16 protein-coding genes and 2 tRNA genes are annotated in these 21142 nt (G+C 70.2%); 7 read left to right on the forward strand and 11 right to left on the reverse strand.

Translation table 11 applies throughout. The features are described from left to right. Nucleotides 1-25 precede the first annotated feature (25 nt). Nucleotides 26-1027 (reverse strand): selenide, water dikinase SelD, encoded by a 1002-nt coding sequence (gene selD / locus ASG71_RS04780; RefSeq protein ID WP_414826658.1) that lies wholly within the window; start codon nucleotides 1025-1027, stop codon nucleotides 26-28. A gap of 64 nt (nucleotides 1028-1091) precedes the next feature. On the opposite strand from selD, the gene ASG71_RS04785 reads away from it, so the two are divergent. The 3 genes from ASG71_RS04785 (at nucleotide 1092) to selB (ending at nucleotide 4353) form a co-directional block, all read left to right on the forward strand. Then, nucleotides 1092-1186 (forward strand) — tRNA-Sec (locus ASG71_RS04785). A 35-nt stretch (nucleotides 1187-1221) separates the two neighbouring features. After that, entirely contained in the window at nucleotides 1222-2553 is a 1332-nt protein-coding gene (selA, locus tag ASG71_RS04790) for an L-seryl-tRNA(Sec) selenium transferase (RefSeq protein ID WP_056737568.1), read from the forward strand. A 3-nt stretch (nucleotides 2554-2556) separates the two neighbouring features. After that, nucleotides 2557-4353, forward strand: coding sequence for a selenocysteine-specific translation elongation factor (selB, locus tag ASG71_RS04795; protein ID WP_200947939.1), 1797 nt, complete (start codon nucleotides 2557-2559; stop codon nucleotides 4351-4353). Nucleotides 4354-4434: 81 nt separating this feature from the next. On the opposite strand, the gene ASG71_RS04800 is transcribed toward selB, so the two are convergent. Further along, entirely contained in the window at nucleotides 4435-5385 is a 951-nt protein-coding gene (locus tag ASG71_RS04800; protein ID WP_056737570.1) for a CHAD domain-containing protein, read from the reverse strand. Nucleotides 5386-5531: 146 nt separating this feature from the next. On the opposite strand from ASG71_RS04800, the gene ASG71_RS04805 reads away from it, so the two are divergent. After that, complete coding sequence (locus ASG71_RS04805) at nucleotides 5532-6293, forward strand: SDR family oxidoreductase (protein WP_056737571.1); 762 nt, start codon at nucleotides 5532-5534, stop codon at nucleotides 6291-6293. Nucleotides 6294-6308: 15 nt separating this feature from the next. Here ASG71_RS04805 and ASG71_RS04810 read toward each other — a convergent pair whose 3' ends face one another. The 3 genes from ASG71_RS04810 to ASG71_RS04820 are packed head-to-tail and all read right to left on the reverse strand — an operon-like array spanning nucleotide 6309 to nucleotide 9401. Further along, entirely contained in the window at nucleotides 6309-6695 is a 387-nt protein-coding gene (locus ASG71_RS04810) for a sterol carrier family protein (protein ID WP_056737572.1), read from the reverse strand. A gap of 2 nt (nucleotides 6696-6697) precedes the next feature. Next, complete coding sequence (locus tag ASG71_RS04815) at nucleotides 6698-7714, reverse strand: asparaginase (protein WP_056737573.1); 1017 nt, start codon at nucleotides 7712-7714, stop codon at nucleotides 6698-6700. Next, nucleotides 7680-9401, reverse strand: a complete 1722-nt coding sequence (locus ASG71_RS04820) for a molybdopterin-dependent oxidoreductase (RefSeq protein WP_082574876.1) — start codon at nucleotides 9399-9401, stop codon at nucleotides 7680-7682. Before ASG71_RS04820 ends, ASG71_RS04815 begins: the two co-directional genes overlap by 35 nt. Nucleotides 9402-9609: 208 nt before the next feature. On the opposite strand from ASG71_RS04820, the gene purD reads away from it, so the two are divergent. After that, a complete protein-coding gene (gene purD / locus ASG71_RS04825; RefSeq protein ID WP_056737574.1) occupies nucleotides 9610-10935 on the forward strand; it encodes a phosphoribosylamine--glycine ligase in 1326 nt (441 codons plus the stop codon). Further along, nucleotides 10932-11879, forward strand: coding sequence for a phosphoribosylaminoimidazolesuccinocarboxamide synthase (locus tag ASG71_RS04830; protein WP_056737575.1), 948 nt, complete (start codon nucleotides 10932-10934; stop codon nucleotides 11877-11879). The genes purD and ASG71_RS04830 overlap by 4 nt, the downstream gene beginning before the upstream one ends. A 55-nt stretch (nucleotides 11880-11934) precedes the next feature. Here the strand turns inward: ASG71_RS04830 and ASG71_RS04835 are convergent, their stop codons facing one another. After that, nucleotides 11935-13203, reverse strand: coding sequence for a helix-turn-helix domain-containing protein (locus tag ASG71_RS04835; RefSeq protein WP_056737576.1), 1269 nt, complete (start codon nucleotides 13201-13203; stop codon nucleotides 11935-11937). Nucleotides 13204-13331: 128 nt separating this feature from the next. On the opposite strand from ASG71_RS04835, the gene ASG71_RS04840 reads away from it, so the two are divergent. Further along, complete coding sequence (locus ASG71_RS04840; protein WP_056737577.1) at nucleotides 13332-13550, forward strand: hypothetical protein; 219 nt, start codon at nucleotides 13332-13334, stop codon at nucleotides 13548-13550. 161 nt (nucleotides 13551-13711) lie between these two features. Here the strand turns inward: ASG71_RS04840 and ASG71_RS04845 are convergent. The 5 genes from ASG71_RS04845 to ASG71_RS04865 form a co-directional block, all read right to left on the reverse strand. After that, nucleotides 13712-13788 (reverse strand) — tRNA-Pro (locus ASG71_RS04845). 115 nt (nucleotides 13789-13903) lie between these two features. After that, complete coding sequence (locus ASG71_RS04850) at nucleotides 13904-15766, reverse strand: ABC transporter ATP-binding protein (RefSeq protein WP_056737578.1); 1863 nt, start codon at nucleotides 15764-15766, stop codon at nucleotides 13904-13906. Next, entirely contained in the window at nucleotides 15763-17580 is a 1818-nt protein-coding gene (locus tag ASG71_RS04855) for an ABC transporter ATP-binding protein (RefSeq protein WP_056737579.1), read from the reverse strand. Before ASG71_RS04855 ends, ASG71_RS04850 begins: the two co-directional genes overlap by 4 nt. Nucleotides 17581-17912: 332 nt before the next feature. After that, on the reverse strand, nucleotides 17913-18854 hold the full coding sequence (locus ASG71_RS04860) for a metallophosphoesterase (protein ID WP_414826659.1): 942 nt from the start codon (nucleotides 18852-18854) through the stop codon (nucleotides 17913-17915). Between the two features lie 8 nt (nucleotides 18855-18862). Further along, nucleotides 18863-21139 (reverse strand): transglycosylase domain-containing protein, encoded by a 2277-nt coding sequence (locus ASG71_RS04865; RefSeq protein ID WP_056738518.1) that lies wholly within the window; start codon nucleotides 21137-21139, stop codon nucleotides 18863-18865. Nucleotides 21140-21142: the final 3 nt, after the last annotated feature.

Raw genomic sequence — 21142 nt, forward strand, 5'->3', positions numbered from 1 at the left:
GGCCCCGGCGACCCGCGGCCCAGGACTAGCTGATCCGGATGCCCTGGCCCGCCGTCGTCTGGCCGATCACCGGGTAGCCGGGCACCTCGCCCACCACGAGCAGGCCGCCGGAGGTTTGCGCGTCCGCCAGCAGCAGCAGGTCATCCTCCGTGATCCCGGCGTCGGCGTCGAGGTGGGCGCGCACCCAGTCGAGGTTGCGCTTGGTGCCGCCGGAGACGAATCCGTCGCGGAGCGCCTCCCGGGCGCCGTCCACCAGGGGGACGGACTGCAGGTCAATGACGGCGCCGATCCCGGAGGCGCGGACCATTTTGTAGAGGTGTCCCAACAAGCCGAAGCCGGTGACGTCGGTGGCCGCCTTGACCCCGGCGGCGACGGCGGCGTCGGAGGCGTCGCGGTTGAGCCGCGCCATCGTCTCTATCGCCTCGGCGAAGATCTCGCCGGTCTGCTTGTGGCGGTTGTTGAGCAACCCGACGCCGATGGGCTTGGTCAGCGTGATGGGCAGTCCGGGCTCGGCGGCGTCGTTGCGCAGCAACCGATCCGGGTGGGCGACGCCGGTGACGGCCATGCCGTATTTGGGCTCCGGATCGTCGATGGAGTGGCCGCCCAGCACCGGGCAGCCCGCCTCGGCGGCGACGCTCAGGCCCCCGCGGAGCACCTCTGTCATGAGTTCCATCGGCAGCACACCACGCGGCCAGCCGAGGAGGTTGATGGCTGTCACGGGCCGGCCGCCCATGGCGTAGATGTCGGACAGGGCGTTGGCCGCGGCGATGCGGCCCCAGTCGTAAGCGTCATCGACCACGGGAGTGAAGAAGTCGGCCGTGGTCAGCACCGCCAGGTCCTCGCGGACCAGGACGGCTGAGGCATCGTCGCCGCTGTCCAGCCCGACCAGCACCTCCGGCCCGGGGTGACCGATCAGGCCGCGGACGGCGTCCTCGAGTTCGCCCGGCGGGATTTTGCAGGCGCATCCTCCGCCGTGGGCAAAGCCTGTGAGCCGGATGGGCGCGGCGCCCTCCTCCGGCTCCGGGATGGTTGTCTGAGCCTCGGTCACCCGCCCAGCGTACCCCCAAGGCAACCCTGCTATATTGAGGCGCGGTGGCGTCCGGGTCCTGGTGGGCCCCCCGGTCTTCAAAACCGGTGCGGCCGAGCATCTCGGCCTGGCGGGTTCGATTCCCGTCCGCCACCGCCAACTTCAGGCGTCACTGCCGCCGGCCGAGGAGGACCGTGGACCAGATCGACCCCCGGCGATTCATTCCGCGGACGAACGACCTTCTCGCCCTGGCCGCCGTCCGGGAGGCCGCCCGGCGGCTCGGCGGGCATGTCATCCGCGAGCTGGTCCGGGACGTCCAGGACCAGGCCCGGCGCGGCGAACTCGCCCCCGACCTGGTGGAACCGACGCTGACGGCGGCGGTGAACGCCCGCCGGGCAACCACCCTGCGGCCGGTGCTCAATGCCACCGGCGTTATCGTCCACACCAACCTCGGACGCGCGCCGCTCTCGGACGCCGCGAAGGAAGCCCTCGTCGCCGCCAGCGGCTACGTCGACGTCGAAATCGACCTTCAGGACGGAAGCCGCTCCAGCAGGGGAGCGGGCGCCCGGGCGGCCCTGCTTGCCGCCTGCCCCGCGGCGGAGGCCGCCCTGGTGGTCAACAACGGAGCGGCCGCACTCGTCCTGGCCACCACCGCCCTGGCGGCCGGCAAGGACGTAGTCCTGAGCCGCGGCGAACTGGTCGAGATCGGCGCAGGCTTCCGCCTTACGGACCTGATGGAGTCCACCGGCGCGGTGCTCCGGGAGGTCGGCACCACGAACCGGACGCACCTGGCCGACTATGCGGACGCCCTGGGACCGCAGACAGGGTGTGTGCTCAAGGTGCACCCCAGCAATTTCCGGGTTGACGGGTTCACCTCCGCCGTGCCGCTGACCGAACTGAGCCGGCTGACCGTTTCCGGCGGCGTGCCCCTGGTGGCCGACCTCGGCAGCGGACTCTTGACGCACGACCCGCTGCTGCCGGACGAGCCGGACGTAACCTCCGCGCTGCTGGCCGGCGCCGACGTCGTCATCGCCAGCGGCGACAAACTGCTGGGCGGCCCCCAGGCGGGCCTGCTGCTGGGCCGCAAGGAGATCATCGAGCGGCTGGCCCGGCATCCCCTGGCCCGGGCGGTCCGCGCCGACAAACTCGCCCTCGCCGCCCTCGAAGCCACCCTCACCGGCGGAGCCACGCCCGTGTCCCAGGCCCTGCACGCCGACGTCGAGGAGCTGCGCCGGCGCACCGACAGGCTCGCCGCGGCCCTCGGCGTCCCGGTCGTGGCCCACGACGGCAGGGTCGGCGGCGGCGGCGCCCCCGGCGTGCCCCTGCCGGGTTGGGCCCTGCGGCTGCCGGAGCGGCTCGCCGGGCCGCTGCGCACCGGCACCCCGGCCGTGCTGCCGCGCGTGCACGACGGCGCCTGCCTGATCGACCTCCGCTGCGTGCCCGCCGCCGACGACGACCGGATCCTCGACGCCGTCCGCCACGCGCAGTCACATTTTGCGGCCGCCGACGCCGGGGGCGCAGCCTGAATTATGCACGTCATCGCCACGGCCGGGCACGTTGATTCCGGCAAGAGCACACTGGTCCGTGCCCTCACGGGGATGGAACCGGACCGGTGGGAAGAGGAACGCCGCCGCGGACTGACCATCGACCTGGGCTATGCGTGGACTACGCTGCCCTCCGGCCGGGACGTGGCCTTCGTCGACGTCCCGGGACACGAGCGCTTCCTCGGGAACATGCTCGCCGGCATCGGCCCGGCGCCCGTGGTCTGCTTCGTGGTGGCCGCCGACGAGGGCTGGCAGGCCCAGTCCGGTGACCACCGGGACGCCGTCGTGGCCCTCGGCATCGAGCACGGCCTGATCGTCCTGAGCCGGTCCGACCGGGCCACGGAGCAACGCCGCGCCGAGGTTCTGGCCCGGGCCCGCGCCGAGCTGGCCGGAACCGGCCTGCGCGACGCTCCCGCCGTCGCCGTCTCCGCCATCGGCGGAACCGGGCTGGGCGACCTGCGCGCCGCGCTCGACGACGTCCTCGCCCGGGTGCCGGCGCCAGCCCTGACCGGACGGGTGCGGCTCTGGGTGGACCGGTCCTTCACCATCACCGGCTCCGGGACCGTGGTGACAGGGACCCTCGCCGCCGGAACCCTGGCCCGCGGCGACCGGCTGATGCTGCTGGGCGACGCCACCGAGCGGCCGGTGGCCATCCGCGGGCTGCAAAGCTGCGACACCGCGCGGACCTCCGTTGAACCGGTCAGCCGGGTGGCCCTGAACCTTCGCGACGTCGGCCCCGCCGAGATTCACCGGGGCGACGTCCTGGTGACCCCGGACGCCTGGCCCACCACCGCCGTCGTCGGCATCCAGCGTGCCTCAGGCCTGGAGTACACGGAGGTGCCGGAGAACATCATGGTGCACGTGGGAACCGCCGCGGTGCCGGCCCGGCTGCGTCCCTTCGGCGCCGACCTTGCCCGTCTGGTCCTCGACCGGGCCCTGCCCCTGGTGCTGGGGGACCGGCTGGTCCTGCGGGATCCCGGGCGGCACTCCGTCCTGGGCGGCGCCCGCATCCTCGACGCCGACCCGCCCGAACTGCTGCGCCGCGGCGACGGGGCCAAGTGGGCGCGGCGGCTCGCCGCGATGGACCCCGCAGGCGACCTCGCCGGGGCGGTCGCGGCCCGCGGGGCGGTCCGGGAGGATCACCTGAGGCGGCTGGGGCTGCTGACCGGTCAGGACCCCGCAGGGTTCGACGACATCCATGTCATGGGGGACTGGTGGGTGCACGCCCCGGTCCTCGAAACGTGGCAGCAGCGGTTGCGGACGGCCGTCGAGGAGCTGCGGGAACGGGACCCGTTGGCCCCCGGGCTCTCCATGGGAGCCGCGGCCGGCCTGCTGAGCCTGCCGGACGAACGGCTGTTGCCTCACGTGATCGAGGGAGCGACCCTGGAGGCCGCCGCCGGACACGTCCGGGTGCCCGGGAGCCGCGACGACCTCGGCGCCGCCGAGCCCGCCGTCGCCGAGATCGAACGCCGGCTGGCTGCGGACCCATTCCACGCCCCGGAGGCCGACGACCTGGCCACGCTGCGCCTGGGTAGCCGTGAACTGGCCGCCGCCGAGCGCGCCGGGCGTCTGCTGCGGTTACGGGACGGGGTGGTGCTCCTGCCCTCCGCACCGGCCCTTGCGATGCGTGCACTGGCCCGCCTGGACCAGCCCTTCACCACCAGCCAGGCCCGGCAGGCGCTCGACACCACCCGCCGGATCGCGGTTCCACTGCTGGAGCATCTTGACTCGCGCGGTTGGACCCGGCGCTTGGATGCCGGCCACCGCACAGTGGTGCGCTGACCCGCGGGCGCTACGCCCGGGCGACCGGCCGCGCAGTCCGTGCCGCGTGTTCCCGGGCGGCGGGTAGCGGCCGGTGGGCCGCTAGCGTGGTGGCTGTTTTGTCCTCAACCCGCCCAGTGCCGGCCTAGACGACGAGTTCCAGAAGTCCAGGAAGTCCCGCTCGGCGGCGGCCGCCAGGGCCTCCTCCTTTGCGTGCAACCGTCCGTAGGTGAAGGCGTTCCCGCCGCTGTCCCGGGCCCGGCGGGACAGCTCCGCCAGCCGCTGCCGTGCCACCACGCTGTCCTGGTGCAGCCCCAACAACTGCTGGATTTTTCGCGCGGACTTCGCTGTCCGTTTGGCAGTCCGGCGCCGCTTCTTGCCTGCGTGCTTCTTCCCGGTGCGTTTGGGCAATGAGGCCGCCAACTCGGCCGAGTAGCGCAGCCGTTTCGCTGCCTTGCGGATCTCGTGCAGGCCGGCATCCCGGGCTCCGCCGTCGTCTGCGTCCTTCCCCGGAAGGCCGGCGGCGCGCCTGCGCAGCCGCCGTTTGTCCTTTGCCACCAGCTTCCGGAGCCGCCGGGCGGGAGCTTCCGCCGCCCGGGCAGTGAGCGGCGGATCCGCCAGGTACCGCTCCAGCGCTGCCAGCAGCCCGGCGTAGCGCCCGCCCCCGAGGGCTGCAACGGCTGCCTCGAATCCCTCCTCAGCTGCCGCGCCGAGGTCCTCGCCGATCCGCTCAGAGACCGGTCCGGCCATTCCGCGCAGCGGCTCGGGCTCACCGGCCAGCAGGAACTCCAGCCGTTCCCGGACCACCGCTGGGTCCCTGGCGGCCCCCAGCAGCGCCGAGAGCCAGCGCAGCTCGTCGCGGAGCGGCTTCGCGGCGTCGTCCTCGAACAGCGGTGCGCCGGAGGCGAGTAGGGAACGGAGCCGCCGCGCCGCCACCCGCATCTGGTGCACGGCCTCGGGCTGGTGCGCCAGGACGCCGGGGGCGTGCCGGCGCAGCTCGTCCAGCTGCTGGTCCAGATATGCCAGCAGGACATCGCCCGCGGTGGTTGCCACGCTTCACTTTACGTCCAAGACACAAGGCAGTGCCGGTGCGGCGAGTTGGCAGTTCGCGGCAATGCCGGTGCGGGACACTGCCGCGAACTGCCCTCTCGGCATAGGCTGGCGGGACCGCACAGCACCCGCCAGCCCAGGAGGACCCCATGACACGCCAGCACCATCCCGCCAAGGTCGCCGTTGTGACGGGCGCCGGCTCCGGGATCGGCCGGGCGGTGGCACGGCTTCTGCTGGCGGAGGGTTACCGCGTGGTGCTCGCCGGCCGGCGGGAAGCGCCCCTGCTGGAGACCGGGGCCGGCCATGCCCAAGCCCTCGCGGTGCCCTGCGACGTCACCCGGCCCGACGACGTCGAGCGGCTGTTCGCCGTGACCGTGGAAGAGTGGGGGAGGGTGGATGTGCTGTTCAACAACGCCGGCGTGTTCGGCCCAGCCGCCTCGGTGGACGAGATCAGCGTGGCCGACTGGGAAGCCACCCTCGCCGTGAACCTGACCGGCTCGCTGTTCTGCGCGGCCGCCGCGGTGCGGGCCATGAAGGCGCAGTCACCCCAGGGCGGCCGGATCATCAACAACGGCTCCATTGCCGCCCACTCGCCCCGGCCCCGCAGCGTGGCCTATGCCGTCACCAAGCACGCGATCACGGGACTGACGAAGAGCATCGACCTCGACGGCCGGCCCTTCGGGATCAGCTGCGGCCAGATCGACATCGGCAACGCCGCCACGGAACTGATGGATGCGATCGGGGTCGGTGCCGGGGCACTTCAGCCTGACGGCAGCCGCCGGACGGAGCCGACGTTCCCGGTGGAGGACGCGGCGCGCGCCGTGGTGCTGATGGCCGGCATGCCGGCCTCGGCCAATGTCGGCTCCCTCGTCGTCACCGCCGCCGGGATGCCGTTCCTCGGACGGGGCTGAACCCTCCCCGTGGCGCTACAGCGGAAGTAGCCCCGACAGATCGGCGCGGAGCCCTGACGCGGCGACCCGGCCGGCGTCGACGGCGTCCGCCCAGCGGAGCCGGCCGGTCACCATGGCGAGCCAGGTGGCGGCGTCGCACTCGATGACATTCGGGGGAGTGCCGCGGGTGTGGCGCGGGCCCTCGATGCACTGGGTCACCCCGAACGGGGGCACGCGGACCTCCACGGAGTTCCCGGGGGCACGGGTGGCGACCTCTTCGAGCGAATAGCGCACCGCCGTCGCGAGCGTGGCGCGGGGAACCGGGGGCGGCGTGGTTCCCGCTTCGGCTGCAGCGGCGTCCCGCCAGGCGGCCAGCGCCGCCCTGCCCTCGTCCACCGGGATGCGGCGCCTGGGGACTGCCACGGCTAGTCCAGCAGCGCCGACACGGCGCTGCCCAGGCGGATTTTGCCGACCGGCCGGCCGCCGCCGAGCACCGGTTCGACAACCTTGTCCAGCACGCTGGAGACCTCCGGGATGTCGACGGCGCCCGCGGCCGCGAGCAGGGTCAGGCCCACGAGGGTGGTGGCGCGGATGCTGCCGTCGAGGACCTTGATCGCGACCGAGACGCCCTGCGGGGTGGCCATGACCAGGACGCCCTCGGCGCCGATCTTGGCGATGATCCCCAGGTCGTCCATCACGATCGTGTTGGCCTGGCCCCGGCCCTGCACCGCCCAGGGGTAGTCCAGCATCGAGGTGGCGATCGTCGCGGCGCGGGCGTTGGAGTTCTTGTCACCGGGCGCCTTGGCCAGCCGGGAGTAGGCGCGGGCCAGGCCGGTGAGGGAGACGGCGGCCACCGGGGCGCCGCAGCCGTCAATGCCGAGGTGGGCGATCGGTTCGCCGCAGTACTCCTCGATCACGGACCGGATGCGCTGCTGCAGGGGGTGGTTCGGTTCAAGGTAGCTGTGGGTGTCCCAGCCGTTCTCCGTGCAGGCCCAGAGGAAGGCCGCGTGCTTCCCGGAGCAGTTGAAGGCCAGCCGCGACTTCCCGCGCTCGGTCTGGACCAGCCAGGTCCGTGCCGTTTCGTCCTCCGGCCACGCTGCCGGGCACTGCAGCTGGTCCTCCTTGGCGCCGGCAGCCTTCAGCATGCCTTCCACCACATCCATGTGGTCGAGGGACCCGACGTGGCTGCCGCAGGCGATCGCCACCTGCGCGCCGCGCAAGGGGACGCCCGACTGCATGGAGGCGAGGGCCTGCAGGGGCTTGAGGGTGGAGCGGGCAAAGACCGGCGTGGTGATGTCGCCAAGCTCCGTGACGACGTTGCCGTCGGCTGCGAGCACGACGGCGGAGCCGATATGCCGTGACTCGACGAAGCCGCTGCGTTCCAGCACTGCCAGTTCGACGGCGGAGTCAACGGTGAAGGTCGCATGCGGGTTCAAAGGCATGCTGCCAGTCTATGGTGCGCGGGCCTCCGGACCGGGTTAGCTCCTCCACGGTCACCATGATGGATTGCCAGCCCGACGCGCCGTCGGGCACGGGATCGGCGCGCTGGTCGGTCTGGAGCTCTCCGGTGCCGTCGGTGGCGCGCACCTTGATGTAGTGCGGGCCCGGCGCGGCCTCCCACTCGTAGGACCACTGCCGCCAGGTCACCACGGACGCCTCGGCCGCCAGCACGGCAGCGGTCCACGGGCCGTCGTCGATCTGGACCTCCACCTTGGTGATGCCGCGGGTCTGCGCCCAGGCCGTGCCGCCGAGGGCAACCTTCCCGGCGGGGACCTTGGCGAAGGACTTGGGCACCTCCACCCGGGCCATGGTCTTGATCGGGCCGCGCTCGGACCAGCCGCGTTCCGTCCAGTAGGCCTTGTTGTCGGCGAACCTCGTCACCTCCAGGTCCACCACCCACTTGGTGGCCGAGACGAAACCGTAAAGGCCGGGGACCACCATGCGCACCGGATAACCGTGCTCCAGCGGCAGTGCTTCGCCGTTCATGCCGATGGCCAGCATCGCGTCGCGGCCGTCCTGGAGGACTTCGAGCGGCGTCGACGCGGTGAAACCGTCGACCGAGGTGGACAGGACCATGTCCGCTCCCGCCGTCGGCCGGGCCATCTTGAGCACGTCACGGATGGGCATGCCCAGCCACTTGGCATTGCCGGCCAGGTTGCCGCCCACCGGGTTGGAGACGCAGGTCAGTGAGACGTGGGATTCGATCAGTTGAGCGTCGAGCAGGTCCTGGAAGGTCAGGCGCACCTCCTGCTCCACCATGCCGTGGACCCGGAGCTCCCAGGACTGCACATCGACTTCCGGCACGCTGAGCGCGGTGTCGATCCGGTAGAAGTCCTTGTTCGGGGTCAGCCACGGGGTGACACCCGGCGTTGTGGACTGCACCCCGGCGGGAACGGCGGGGGCCGGCTTGGCGGGGGCGGGGAGTTTGAGGGCGTCGCGCGCGGCTGCCACGTTGCTGCGGGCGGCCCCAAGGAGCCGTCCGCCCGTGGCTGCGGCTGCGGCGGCTGCGGCAGTGATGCCGGTGGCGGTGAAGAAGGCCCGGCGGGTGGTCGCGGGGCGGGTCTCCGGTGCCGCGCCGCCGTGCGACGCGTCGCCGTGCGCCGCTGCACCGTGGTTGGGTGCGCTTTGGGTTTCGTCCAGCCGCCACAGCTTGCCGATCAGGAAGCGGAGGACCAGCAGCCCGGCCAGGGTGCCCAGCAGCGACGGCAGGGCGTCAAGCGGTGAGACGCCGGCCCGGGTCACTACGCTGGCCACGATCACGGCGCCCATCAACAGCACGCCGGCGGCGCCGAGGATCCACTTCCGGTACGCCACGATGCCCAGCACGCAGGCCAGCACCAGGATGGTCAGCCCCATGCCCACGAACAGGGCGGCCTTGTCGTTGGTGCCGAAGGTCGCGATGGCGAAATCCTTCAGCCACGGCGGCGTGAAGTCGATGAAGGTCGAGCCCAGTGCCACCAGCGGCGTGGCGCGGGACGAAAAGAACGCGCCGGCCAGTTCCGCGACGGCCAGCACGACGGCGGCCGAGACCACACCGGCCAGTGCGGCAAGAGCGGCGGGGCCGGTCAGCGCCGACCGCTTCCCGCGCTTCGGGGTGGTGCCGGGCTTCCGGGTGCTGGGCGTTGTCATACCGGGGATTCGGAGCGGACGTGCGGGCGGATGGGCATGCCCGGTCCTGCAACGGGGCTGTGGCTGGACCAAGATTGGGCATGCCCAATCCCGTGGCGCAGGGGTGGGCATAGAGCGTTATGCCCACCCCTCACGCCCAGCGATGGGCATGTCCGGTGGGAGTCACAGCTTAGGAGCCTGCAAGGTCCACCACGTACCCTTGGGAAGTGTGAAGGTACTTGTCATCGGCCCCGGCGGCCGCGAACACGCCATTGTCCGATCCCTGCTCGCCGACCCGAACGTCTCGGAGGTCCACGCCGCCCCGGGCAATGCCGGTATCAGCAAGCTGGTCCCCACCCACGCCATCGACGCCAACGATCCCGACGCCGTCGCAGCGCTGGCGACCCGGCTCGCCGTCGACCTGGTCGTCGTCGGTCCGGAAGCGCCGCTGGCCGCAGGGGTCTCGGACGCGGTCCGTAAGGCCGGGATCCCGGTCTTCGGCCCCAGCAAGGCCGCCGCGCAGCTCGAAGCGTCCAAGGCCTTCGCCAAGGACATCATGGCCGAGGCCGGCGTCCCCACGGCCATGGCCCGCGTGGCCTCCACCCCCGAGGAAGCCGCGGACGCCCTCGATACCTTCGGTGCCCCCTACGTGGTCAAGGATGACGGGTTGGCCGCCGGCAAGGGCGTCGTCGTCACCCGCGACCGCGACGAGGCGCTGGCCCACGCCCAGAGTTGCTTCGACGCCGGCGCTTCCGTGGTGATCGAGGAGTTCCTCGACGGCCCCGAGGTGTCGCTGTTCGTGCTCTGCGACGGCACCAACACCGTCGCACTTTCCCCCGCGCAGGATTTCAAGCGCATCTACGACAATGACGAGGGCCCCAACACCGGCGGCATGGGCGCCTACACCCCGCTGGACTGGGCGCCCGAGCATCTCGTGGACGAAGTGATCGAACGCGTCGCCCAGCCCACCGTGAACCAGATGGCCCACCGCGGCACCCCGTTCGTGGGCGTGCTGTTTGTCGGCCTGGCCCTGACGTCCCGCGGCACCCGCGTCATCGAGTTCAACGTCCGGTTCGGCGATCCGGAAACCCAGGCGGTCCTGGCGCGGCTCAGGACGCCGCTCGGCGGGCTGCTGATGGCCGCCGCCAAGGGCGAGCTGGACAAGGTCCAGCCGCTCCGCTGGTCCAAGGAATCGGCCGTCGCCGTCGTCGTCGCCGCCGAGAACTACCCGGGCACGCCCCGCACCGGGGACCGCATCCGCGGGCTCAAGAAAGTAGAGGCGATCGAGGGCGTGCACGTCATCCACGCCGGCACCAGGCTCGACGACGAGGGCAAGGTCGTCTCCGCCGGCGGCCGCGTCCTCGCCGTCGTCGCGCTCGGGGCGGACCTCGTCGAGGCCCGGGAACGGGCGTACGACGGCGTCGAACTGGTGCAGCTCGAGGGCAGCCAGTTCCGCACCGACATCGGAGGCAAGGCCGCCCGCGGCGAAATCAAGGTAACGGCGCCGGGGGCAGCTTCGGCTGTCGCCGCCGCGAAAGCGAAGGCCCAGGCATGAACACCCCCGACTCCGCCGGCACCGCAGCCGGCCTGGCGACCGCGGCCCCTGAACTGCCGGGCTGGAAGCACGTTTACTCCGGGAAGGTCCGTGACCTCTACGTCCCCGCGGACAGCTCCATCACCGAACGCATCGGGCACGACTGTGTCCTGGTGGTGGCCAGCGACCGGATCAGCGCCTACGACCATGTGCTGGCCAGCGAGATCCCCGACAAGGGACGCATCCTCACCCAGCTGAGCCTGTGGTGGTTCGAGCAGCTCGGCGTCGAGCACCACGTCCTCGCCGCCACGGTCGACGGCGGCGTGCCCGCCGCGGTCGAGGGGCGCGCGATGATCTGCAAGAAGCTGGAGATGTTCCCGGTCGAGTGCATCGCCCGCGGCTACCTGACCGGCTCCGGGCTTGTCGAATACCGGGAGTCCGGCACCGTCTGCGGCATTCCGCTGCCGGACGGGCTGGTGGACGGCTCACGCCTCGCCGACGCCGTGTTCACGCCCTCGGCCAAGGCCGAGGTGGGGGAGCACGACGAGAACATCACGTACGACGCCGTCGTGGAGCTCGTGGGCGAGGACATCGCGGGACGGCTGCGGGAGCTCACCCTGGACATTTACACCAAAGCCGAGGAGATCGCCCGCGGCCGCGGCATCATCCTGGCGGACACGAAGGTGGAGTTCGGGGTGGATCCGTCGACCGGCGTCATCACCCTCGGCGATGAGGTCCTGACGCCGGACTCCTCCCGGTTCTGGGACGCGGCCACGTATGAGCCCGGCAAGGCGCAGCCGTCCTACGACAAGCAGTACGTGCGGGACTGGCTGACCTCGGCCGAGTCCGGCTGGGACCGGTCCTCCGAAACGCCGCCGCCGGCGCTGCCCGCCGACGTCGTCGACCGCACCCGGAGCCGCTACGTCGAAGCGTACGAAAAGCTGACCGGCCGCACCTTCGCCTAGGTCCTGACCGCCGACGGCGGTGCCGGTTAGGTGCTGCTGCCGGCGGTGTGGTCGGCTAGGTGCTGCTGCCGGCGGCAGCAGCGGCGCGGCGCTGGGCCAGGCGGATCTCCAGCACGGCGTCCATCGCCTGCTGGACCCGGTCCGAGGCCCCGGCGGCGCTGAATTCCTTTTGCGCCTCATCGAGGAAGACGAGGGCTTCGTCGGCCTCACCGGCGGCCTTGAGCGCCTTGCCAAGCAGGAGTGAGACTTCCCCGGCCGTGTGCTTGGCGAGGACCTCGCGCTCGGCGTGGATTTCGCGCAGCTTCTGCACCGCACCCACGATGTCGCCGGTCAGGTAAAGCCAGCGCGCCCGGATGAAGGCCACCTCGAGGCGGTCGGTCTTGTTGCCGCCGACGATCGAGAGGGCCAGCTCGGCCCGTTCGATGGCGGACAGGGTCTCCGGCTCAACGATGCCGGAGGACAGGCGCACGGCGGCGGAAGCCTTGTTGAAGCGGGCCCACAGGTCGATGTCGTTTGCGGGGGAGAGCAGCGTGGCGGCCTTCTCGTGATGCTTGATGCCTTCGGCGTAGTCGTGCCGCATGAAGGCCACGTTGCCCACCACCCAGGCCACCTCGCCGGCGAGCTGGGAGTTGGCCTGGCCCTCCATCTGCTCATTCATCTCCTGGCAGTACTGCCAGGCCTCGTCCAGCCGGCCGCTCTCGGCCAGGGCGCCGATCAGCGCCCGGAGCGCGCCGATGATCAGGGTGGAGCCCTTCGGGAGCTGGGAGCACAGCCGCACGGCCTCCTGGGCGTTCTCCACCGCCGTCGTCAGTTGGCCCTGGCCCTGCGCCGCCGCGGCGAGCATCTGCCGCGCGCGGACGCCCAGCCCGGCGGACTCGGCCGCCATCGGGTGGTCCAGCAGCCGCTGCACGATGGTCCGGCAGTCGTCCCACCGGCCCTGCTTGATCAGGCACTCGGCCTGCATGTAGGTCATGTTCCACCACGCGCTGGTGTTCTTGGCCTCCAACGCGATCTGGGCGGCATTGGCGGCGTGGCTGGCTGCCAGCGGATAGTCGCGGAGGTCCCAGGCCTGGCGTGCGTACAGTCCGGCGAGCACGTATTCCGCGTCGCTGACCGAGACGGGCTGGCTCCAGGCTTCGAGCGCCTTAGGCGCGAGTTCCAGGCGGCGGGCCAGTTCCTCGATCACGTCGGCCGTCGGTTCGCGGCGTCCGGTTTCGAGCAGGGAGATGTAACTGGGGGAGTACAGGTCCCTCCCCAGCTCCGCCTGCGTCAGCCCACGCTCCAGCCGTTCCGCGCGGAGTTTCTCCCCGAATCCGTTCCCCACGGATACCACCTCATTCCGGACACTTCTTATACTAAATGCTTGACAGTCTCTGTGGAAGAAATTTTACAATGTATGTCAACAAGGGCAGTACTGACTTGGTAACGACTCCGACTCGAATGAGGACCTCTATGTTGAAGAAGATTGCAGCCGGCGTAGCCCTGGCGGGTGCCCTGGCTTTCTCCGCAGCGGCTCCGGCCGTTCTGTCCGCAGGTTCCATCGCCGACACCAGCAACGTTACCGCCGTGGGCAACTGGCCCGACCCCATGCGGGTCGCTTCGGCCGTGGGTAACTGGCCTGACCCGATGACCTACTCCACCAACGTCGGCAACTGGCCCGACCCGATGTAAGCAGCTAACGGAACAGCCCCGGACGCGTCTGACGCGGCCGGGGCTGTTTTTTGTGCCGGTGACGGCGGGGGCGGCGGCGGGTGCGCGGCCGGGCTGCTGCGGGGGCCTCACGCCGCGGAAACAAAAGAGGGCCCTTCGTATGAAGGGCCCTCCTTTTTGACTGGTCGGGATGACAGGATTTGAACCTGCGACCTCGTCGTCCCGAACGACGCGCGCTACCAAGCTGCGCCACATCCCGATCCGTTACTTCAAAAGCAACTTCACAAGAGTATCCGATTCCGGCCCCGGATGCGAAATCGGGCCCCGTCCCGGACGGCGCCGCCCGGGTTTCCGGGTCCGGGCGGCGCCGCGGCTCAGACCAGGGAGTCCTTCCACGCCCCGTGCAGCTTCGCGAACCGGCCCCCGCCGCCGATCAGCTCGGCCGGGGTGCCGTCCTCGACGACGCGGCCGTCGTGGACCACGAGCACCCGGTCCGCGGTTTCAACGGTGGAGAGCCGGTGCGCGATGATCAGCGCCGTGCGTCCGGCGGGACCGGCGCCGTCGCCTGCGCCGCCAGCGCCTCCGGCCCCACCGCCGCGCAGCAGGCTCGCCAGCCCGGCCTGCACCATGCGCTCGGACGGGATGTCCAGGGACGACGTCGCCTCATCGAGGATCAGGACGGCGGGCCGGGCCAGGAACGCCCGGGCGAAGCTGATCAGCTGGCGCTGCCCGGCGGACACCCGGCCGCCGCGTTTGTTCACGTCGGTGTCGTAGCCCTCTGGGAGCGCCATGATGAACTCATGGGCGCCCACGGCTGCGGCCGCCTCCTCGATCTCCTCGCGGGAGGCCTCGGGGCGGCCCAAGGCGATATTGTCCGCGACCGAGCCGCTGAACAGGAACGCTTCCTGGGTCACCATGACGACGTTGCGGCGCAGGTCCGCCGTCGTGAGTTGCCGCAGGTCCACGCCGTCGAGCGTGAGCGAGCCGGACGAGACGTCGTAGAAGCGGGCAATCAGCTTGGCCAGCGTGGACTTTCCGGCGCCGGTCTGGCCCACCAGCGCGACGGTCTGGCCGGCCGGGATGTGCAGGTCCATGGCCGGGATGATGACCGGGCCGTCGCCGTAGCGGAACTCGACGTTCTCGAAATCGATGCGCCCCTGCGCCGCGGGCAGCGCCACGGGATTTTTCGGTGGCCGGACGGTGGGCACCTCCTCCAGTAGCCCGGAGACCTTCTCCAGCGCAGCCTGCGCGCTCTGGAAGGAGTTGTAGAACATGGCCATCTGGTCCACCGGCTGGAAGAACCGCTTGGCGGAAAGGATCAGGGCCAGCAGCACACCAACGGCGAGGTCGCCGGAGAGGACCCGGAAGCCGCCGGTGAGCAGCACGACCGCGACGCACACGTTCCCGATCAGCACCAGGCCGGGCTGGAAGACGCCGTTGAGGTTGATCGAGCGGACGGTGACCTTCCGGTAGTCCTCGGCCAGTTCGGCGTAGCGGCGGGCGTTCTGGGGTTCCTTGCGGAAGGCCTTGACCGCGCGGATGCCGGTCATGGTCTCGACGAAGTGGACGATCAGCCGGGCGGAGACGACGCGGGATTCCCGGAACGCGATCTGGGAGTGTTTCTGGTACCAGCGGGAAAGGAACCACATCGGGACGCCGGCGGCCAGCACCAGCAGCCCGCTGCGCCAGTCGAGGGCGAAGACGGTCACGGCCGTGAAGACCATGAACAGCAGGCCCGATGCCAGCGAGCTGACCCCGGAGTCGAGGAGTTCACGCAGGGCCTCGAGGTCCGAGGTCTGCCGGGCGATGATGCGGCCGGAGGTGTACTTCTCGTGGAATTCCAGGCTCAGCCGCTGGGTCTGGCGGAAAACCCGGACGCGCAGGTCCAGCAGCATGGCCTGGCTCAACCGCGCGGTGGAGGTCACGTACAGGGCGGTGAGCCATGCCGTCGCGACCGCCGCGGCAAGGTAGGCGGCGCCGGCCAGCACCAGCGGGAGGTTGTCACCGGCGCGCAGGGCCGGCAGGGCGTGGTCGATGCCGAAGGCGATCAGGGCGGGCCCGGCCACGCGCGCGGCCTGGGAGAGGACGACGGCGGCAATCGTCAGCCAGAACCGCAGCCGGACCGGGCGGATCAGCGACCCGAGCAGGGCCAGGGAGCGGCGCCGGACGGCCTTGCTCTCGGCCTTGGACAGGTGCGCGTTGTCCTCGTTGGCGGTGCCGAAGGTGGCGGTGGTCATCGGGACAGCTCCTCGGCCTCGAGCGCGGACAATTCGGAGTCGAGGTCCCGGGGTTCCGGGTCCAGGCTGGCGATGACGTAACGGTAGTGGCTGTTCTCGGCGAGCAGTTCCGTGTGGGTGCCGACGGCGGCAATCCGGCCGTCCTCAAGCAGCGCCACCCGGTCCGCCAGGGCCACGGTGGAGGGCCGGTGGGCGACGATCAGGGTGGTGGTGTCGGTGAGCACCTCGCGCAGCCGGGCCTCCACCAGTTCCTCGGTGTTGACGTCCAGCGCGGAGAGCGGATCGTCCAGGACCAGCACCTTCGGCCCGGCGGCAACCGCGCGGGCCAGGGCAATGCGCTGCCGCTGGCCGCCGGACAGGCTCAGCCCCTCCTCTCCGATCAGGGTGTCCAGGCCTTCGGGCAGGGAGTTGGCGAAGTGGGCCTGGGCGGTGTCCAGCGCCTCGGCCAGGATCTGTTCCCGCCGTTCCGCCGGTTCGTCCGCCCGGACGCCGAGGAGCACGTTGTCCCGGACGGAGCTGGAGAACAAGGTGGTGTCCTCGAAGGCCACGGCCACGATGGCGCGCAGGTCCTCCACGCTGAACTCCCGCAGGTCCACGCCGTCGATCGTGACCGAACCGGCCGTGACGTCGAACAGGCGGGGGACCAGTTGCAGCAGGGCGCTCTTGCCGCTGCCGGTGATCCCCACCAGGGCCATGGTCTCGCCCGGCCGGATGTCCAGGCAGATGTTCTTGAGGATCGGCTTGTCCGGGGCGTCCTCGAACGCGAAGGTGGCGTTGTGGAAGGACAGGGCGCCCCTAAGCTCGGCGGGGCGGCGGGGCTGCTCGGGGTTGGTGATGGTGTTGACCGACTCCATGACCTCGAAGTGCCGGTCGACGGCGGACTTGGCGGTCAGTGCCATGGCCAGCAGCATGCCGCAGAATTCCACCGGCGCCGCGATCACGGCGGCCGTGGCGAAGAAGGCGACGAGCGAGCCGATGCTCAGTTGCCCGGCGGCGGCCAGCATGACGCCGACGACGAGCCCGGCGCCGAGGGCGAGCTCGGGCAGCAGTGTGACGACGAGGCTGAAGGTGGCCAGGTGCTTGGCCTTGGCGATCTCGGTCTGGCGCAGCTCCTCGGCCTGTTCGTTGAAGTTCTCCAGGGCCTCGCGGCTGCGCCCGAAGGCCTTGAGCACGCGGATGCCGTGCACGGATTCCTCGACCGTGGTGGCGAGGTCCCCTGCCTGGTCCTGGCTGCGCCGTGCAACTTTGCTGAAGCGGGTCCGGAAGCGGTACCCGTAGACCATGATCGGCACCGCGGCGGCCAGAAAGATCAATGCCAGCTGCCAGCTCATGGCGAACATGACGACGACGCCGATAACCACGGTCAGGGTGGTCACCACGAGCATGATGGCGCCGAATGCCATCCAGCGGCGAAGGAAGTTCAGGTCCGTCATGGCCCGGGAGAGCAGCTGCCCGGACCCCCAGCGGTCGTGGAAGGACACCGTCAGGTCCTGCAGGTGGTTGTACAGCGACACCCGCATCCGGGTCTCCACGGTGGTGGCTGGGTTGATGACGAACTGGCGGCGCAGGGCCACAAGCCCCGCCTCGGCAATGCCCAGTCCCAGGATCACGGCCGATGCGATCCAGACGGCCTGGCTGCTTCCGCCGGGCGTCAGCCAGTCATTGATGAGGACCCGCAGTACCTGGGGGATGGCCAGTGCGACGATGCTGGCCAGCAGGGCACTGATCAGGCCGAGGACCAGCCGGGGCATGATCGGCCTGACATGTGGATAGAGACGGCGGATTGACGTGAAAAACGGGGTCTGCTTGGCCATGCCTGCTTCTTAACGGCAACTGCGAGATGAATTACGCAACTGAATGTAGTTTCCTATAGCAACCACCCTAGGCCATTGGGTGACCCGCTTCACAGGATATCGGGTCGTTCCTCAATCTGGCCCAGTAATTACGGTCCGCAATGGCTGGGGGCAACCGGTCCCGGGCGGAACCCCTCGGCGACGGGCATGCCCATTCTTCGTTGCGGGGAGTGGGCATGGTGCGTTATGCCCAGCCCAGCGGGCCTGCGACGGACATGCCCATCCTCCGCAGTGACGGGCGTGTCCTGCGGGGAGCCGGTAAGGGCGGGAAGGCGGTGCGGAATCCGCCGGGGTCAGGACCGGGCGGTGAGGGTGAGCAGCACGGCTTCGGGGCGGCAGGCAATCCGGACCGGGGCGAAGCGGGAGGTGCCGATGCCGGCGGAGACGTTCACCGGCGTCGTACGTCCCTGGCTCTCCCAGTCCCGCAGCCCGCGGGCCCGCCAGGTCGGCAGGTCGCAGTTGGCGACAAGGGCTCCGTAGCCCGGCACGCAGATCTGTCCGCCGTGGGTGTGGCCGGCCAGCAGCAGGTCCGCGCCGTCTTCGGTGAAGTGGTCCAGGACGCGCTGGTACGGGGCGTGGGCGACGGCGATCCGCAGGTGCGGCTTCGCGTCCTGGCCCTTGGTGCCGCGGGGCCAGCCGGCGTAGCGTTCCAGCCGCAGGTGCGGGTCGTCCACGCCGGAGAAGTCGATGCGCAGCCCGCGGATGATCAGCGACTGGCAGCGGTTGGTCAGGTCGACCCAGCCGGACATGCCGAAGCCGGCTCGAAGCCGGGGCCAGTCCAGCTGGACCGGGTCGGGCCGGGACTTGGACGGGCCGAGGAGGTAGGAGGCAGGGTTCTTGAGCCTCGGGGCGAAGTAGTCATTGGAGCCCGGGACGAAGACACCGGGGAACTGCATCAGCGGCTGCAACGCCTCCAGAACCGGGTCGATGGCTTTGGCGTGGCTGAGGTTGTCCCCGGTGTTGACAACCAGGTCCGGTTCCAGCGCAGCGAGCGACCGCAGCCAGTCGGCCTTCTTGTGCTGGCCGGGCACGAAGTGGATGTCGCTCAGGTGCAGCACCCGGAGCGGGCCGTATCCCGGCGGCAGGATGGCGAGGGTTTCCTCGCGCAGTTCGAACTGGTTCTTTTCCCAGAGGCCGTAGCCGGCCGCGGCGGCACCGGCGGCGGCGGTGGCCGCGGCAGTAACGGCAAAGCCGCGCCCGATGCTTCGGGCGCGGCTGGCCAGGTTGGCTCCGATGGCCACGGTTACTTGTCCTTCTTCGGCTTGGTCGGTTCCGGCGCCGGAGCGGGATCCTGCTTGGCCGGAGGCGGGTTGTTGCTGTTGTTGTTTCCGGACCCGGTGTTCGGCTGCTGGTACGGGGCCGGCTCGTAGAGCAGGTTCGACGGCGGCGCCGGGAACGGGTCCGTGCTGCGCGTGGGGGCGATCTGGGCCATGAACTTGGAGAACATCGGGCCGGCGATCATGTAGCCGTCAATGCCCTCGTAGAACTGCCCGTTGATGGTGACGTTTTGGCCGGCGCGGCCCTGGTCGTTGAGCGCGTCACCGAACCATGCGGCGGTGGCGAGCCCGGTGGTGTGGCCGACCACCCAGGTGGAGCCGTTGTTGTTCGACGTACCGGTCTTGGCCGCGATCGGGAAGTCGGTCAGTGTGGAAATCCGCGGCTGGATCAGGGAACCGGACCCGCGGTTGAGGACCTCCTGCAGCGCGTAGTTCACGCCGCGAGCCACCTCAGGCTTGATGGCGTCCCGGCAGTCCGGGGCCTGGGCGGGCAGCTTGGCTCCGGTCGCATCCGTCACCGAGGTGATGGCCATCGGCGCGCAGTAGCGGCCGTCGTTGGCGAAGGTCGCGAACGCACTGGCCATCGTCAGCGGGGCGGTCTGGGTGGAGCCGAGCAGGTTGGGCAGGCGCGACATGTCGACCGGCTTGTTGTCCAGGCCGTTATGGATCCCGACGGCATCCACGATGCGCTGGATGCCGCAAAAATCAACCTGCGCGGCGGACGCGAAGGTAATGGTGTTGATCGAGTTGTAGAGACCCTTGAGGACCGTCATGGGCTTGTAGTAGCCATCCTCGGCGTTCTGCAGGTCGTCGGCAGCATTTCCGCCGGCGTCCTTCTCGGCGGTGCTGTAGGCGCCGACCGTGGTGCCGCAGGAGTTCCGCCACGGGAAGTCGGACCGGTACTCGCGCTTCGAGCCGTCCACGATGGTGTTCATCGACTTGCCCTCATCCAGCCACTCGGCGAAGGTGAAGGGCTTCATGGTGGAACCCGGCTGGGCACCGCCGATGCCGTTGAGGTCGTTGCCGTCCTTGTCCCGTTTGTCCACGTTGAAGTTCAACTGGGTGTCGAATTTGCCCTTGCCCGGCAGCCAAGAGGTGTTCTGGGCCATGTTGGTGATCTTGCCCGACCCTGGCTCCACCGAAACCAGCGCGGCGCCCCACTTGTCCGGGTTCGAACCGGCGGCGGCGTTGACCTGGGCCTGCGCTGCGCTCTGGGCCTTCGGGTCCAGCGTCGTCTTGATGGTCAGGCCGCCGCGGAAGACCTTCCGCTCGCGTTCCTTGGCGTCCGCGCCGTAGGCCGGGTTGTTCAGCAGCAGGTGCAGGACGTAGTCGCAGAAGTACGGGGCGGACGGGGAGTAGGCGCAACCCTGCCGGGGCTGGGTCACCTTGGTCTTGACCGGGGTGGCGACGGCGGCATCGTACTGCGCCTTCTTGATCTTGCCCTGGGTGAGCATGGCCTTCAGCACGAGGTCGCGGCGGACCTTGGCGTTGTCCGGATTGGAGATCGGGTCGTAGAACGACGGGCTGTTCACGACGCCGGCCAGCAGGGCGGCCTGCGGCAGGGTCAGGTTCTTGGCGGAGGTGCTGAAGAAAAGCCGGGAGGCGGCTTCAATGCCGTACGCGTCCCGGTTGAAGAAGACGATATTGAGGTAGCCCTCAAGGATCTGCTCCTTGCTGAATTTCTTCTCCAGGGCGATGGCCAGCTTCATCTCGCGCAGCTTGTCGCCGACGCCCTTGTTGACGCCGTTCAGCAACACCTGGTCGCCCTTGCCCTCGGATTCCAGGGAAGAGTTGATCACGTTGTTGACGTACTGCTGGGTGATGGTCGAGGCGCCCTGCTTGTTGCCGCGGGCGGTGGAGACCAGCGCGCGGAGGATGCCGGTGGTGTCGACGCCGCCGTGCTCGTAGAAGCGGCTGTCCTCGATGGCGATCACGGCGTCCTTGATGAATGGCGACATCTGGTCCAGGGACACGCGGGTGCGGTTCTCGAGGTAGAGGTTGGCGATGACGCTGCCGTCCGAGGCCAGGATCTTGGTCGACTGGCTGGGCGGGTCAACCTTCAGTTCCGCCGGCAGCGCCTCGAAGAACTTGATGGAACCGCTGGCCGCATTGCCGGACACGGCGGCAGCCGGGACCAGCAGCCCTGCCACCAGGATGCCGCAGATTGCGCTCACGCCAAGGAAGAGTACGAGCTTTCCGAGGGTGGTGGCAGTATCGAATAAAGGGTTCTTACCAGTCGCCATGTT

Source organism: Arthrobacter sp. Soil763 (genome assembly GCF_001428365.1).
GTDB lineage: Bacteria > Actinomycetota > Actinomycetes > Actinomycetales > Micrococcaceae > Arthrobacter.

What these genes read in the sequence shown, in the direction of transcription:
- ASG71_RS04830 (WP_056737575.1), top strand. Translation starts at nt 10,932, where the DNA reads ATGAACACCCCCGACTCCGCCGGCACCGCAGCCGGCCTGGCGACCGCG.
- ASG71_RS04865 (WP_056738518.1), bottom strand. Translation starts at nt 21,139, where the DNA reads ATGGCGACTGGTAAGAACCCTTTATTCGATACTGCCACCACCCTCGGA.
- ASG71_RS04855 (WP_056737579.1), bottom strand. Translation starts at nt 17,580, where the DNA reads ATGGCCAAGCAGACCCCGTTTTTCACGTCAATCCGCCGTCTCTATCCA.
- ASG71_RS04840 (WP_056737577.1), top strand. Translation starts at nt 13,332, where the DNA reads ATGTTGAAGAAGATTGCAGCCGGCGTAGCCCTGGCGGGTGCCCTGGCT.
- selB (WP_200947939.1), top strand. Translation starts at nt 2,557, where the DNA reads ATGCACGTCATCGCCACGGCCGGGCACGTTGATTCCGGCAAGAGCACA.
- ASG71_RS04820 (WP_082574876.1), bottom strand. Translation starts at nt 9,401, where the DNA reads ATGACAACGCCCAGCACCCGGAAGCCCGGCACCACCCCGAAGCGCGGG.
- ASG71_RS04805 (WP_056737571.1), top strand. Translation starts at nt 5,532, where the DNA reads ATGACACGCCAGCACCATCCCGCCAAGGTCGCCGTTGTGACGGGCGCC.
- ASG71_RS04815 (WP_056737573.1), bottom strand. Translation starts at nt 7,714, where the DNA reads ATGCCTTTGAACCCGCATGCGACCTTCACCGTTGACTCCGCCGTCGAA.
- ASG71_RS04850 (WP_056737578.1), bottom strand. Translation starts at nt 15,766, where the DNA reads ATGACCACCGCCACCTTCGGCACCGCCAACGAGGACAACGCGCACCTG.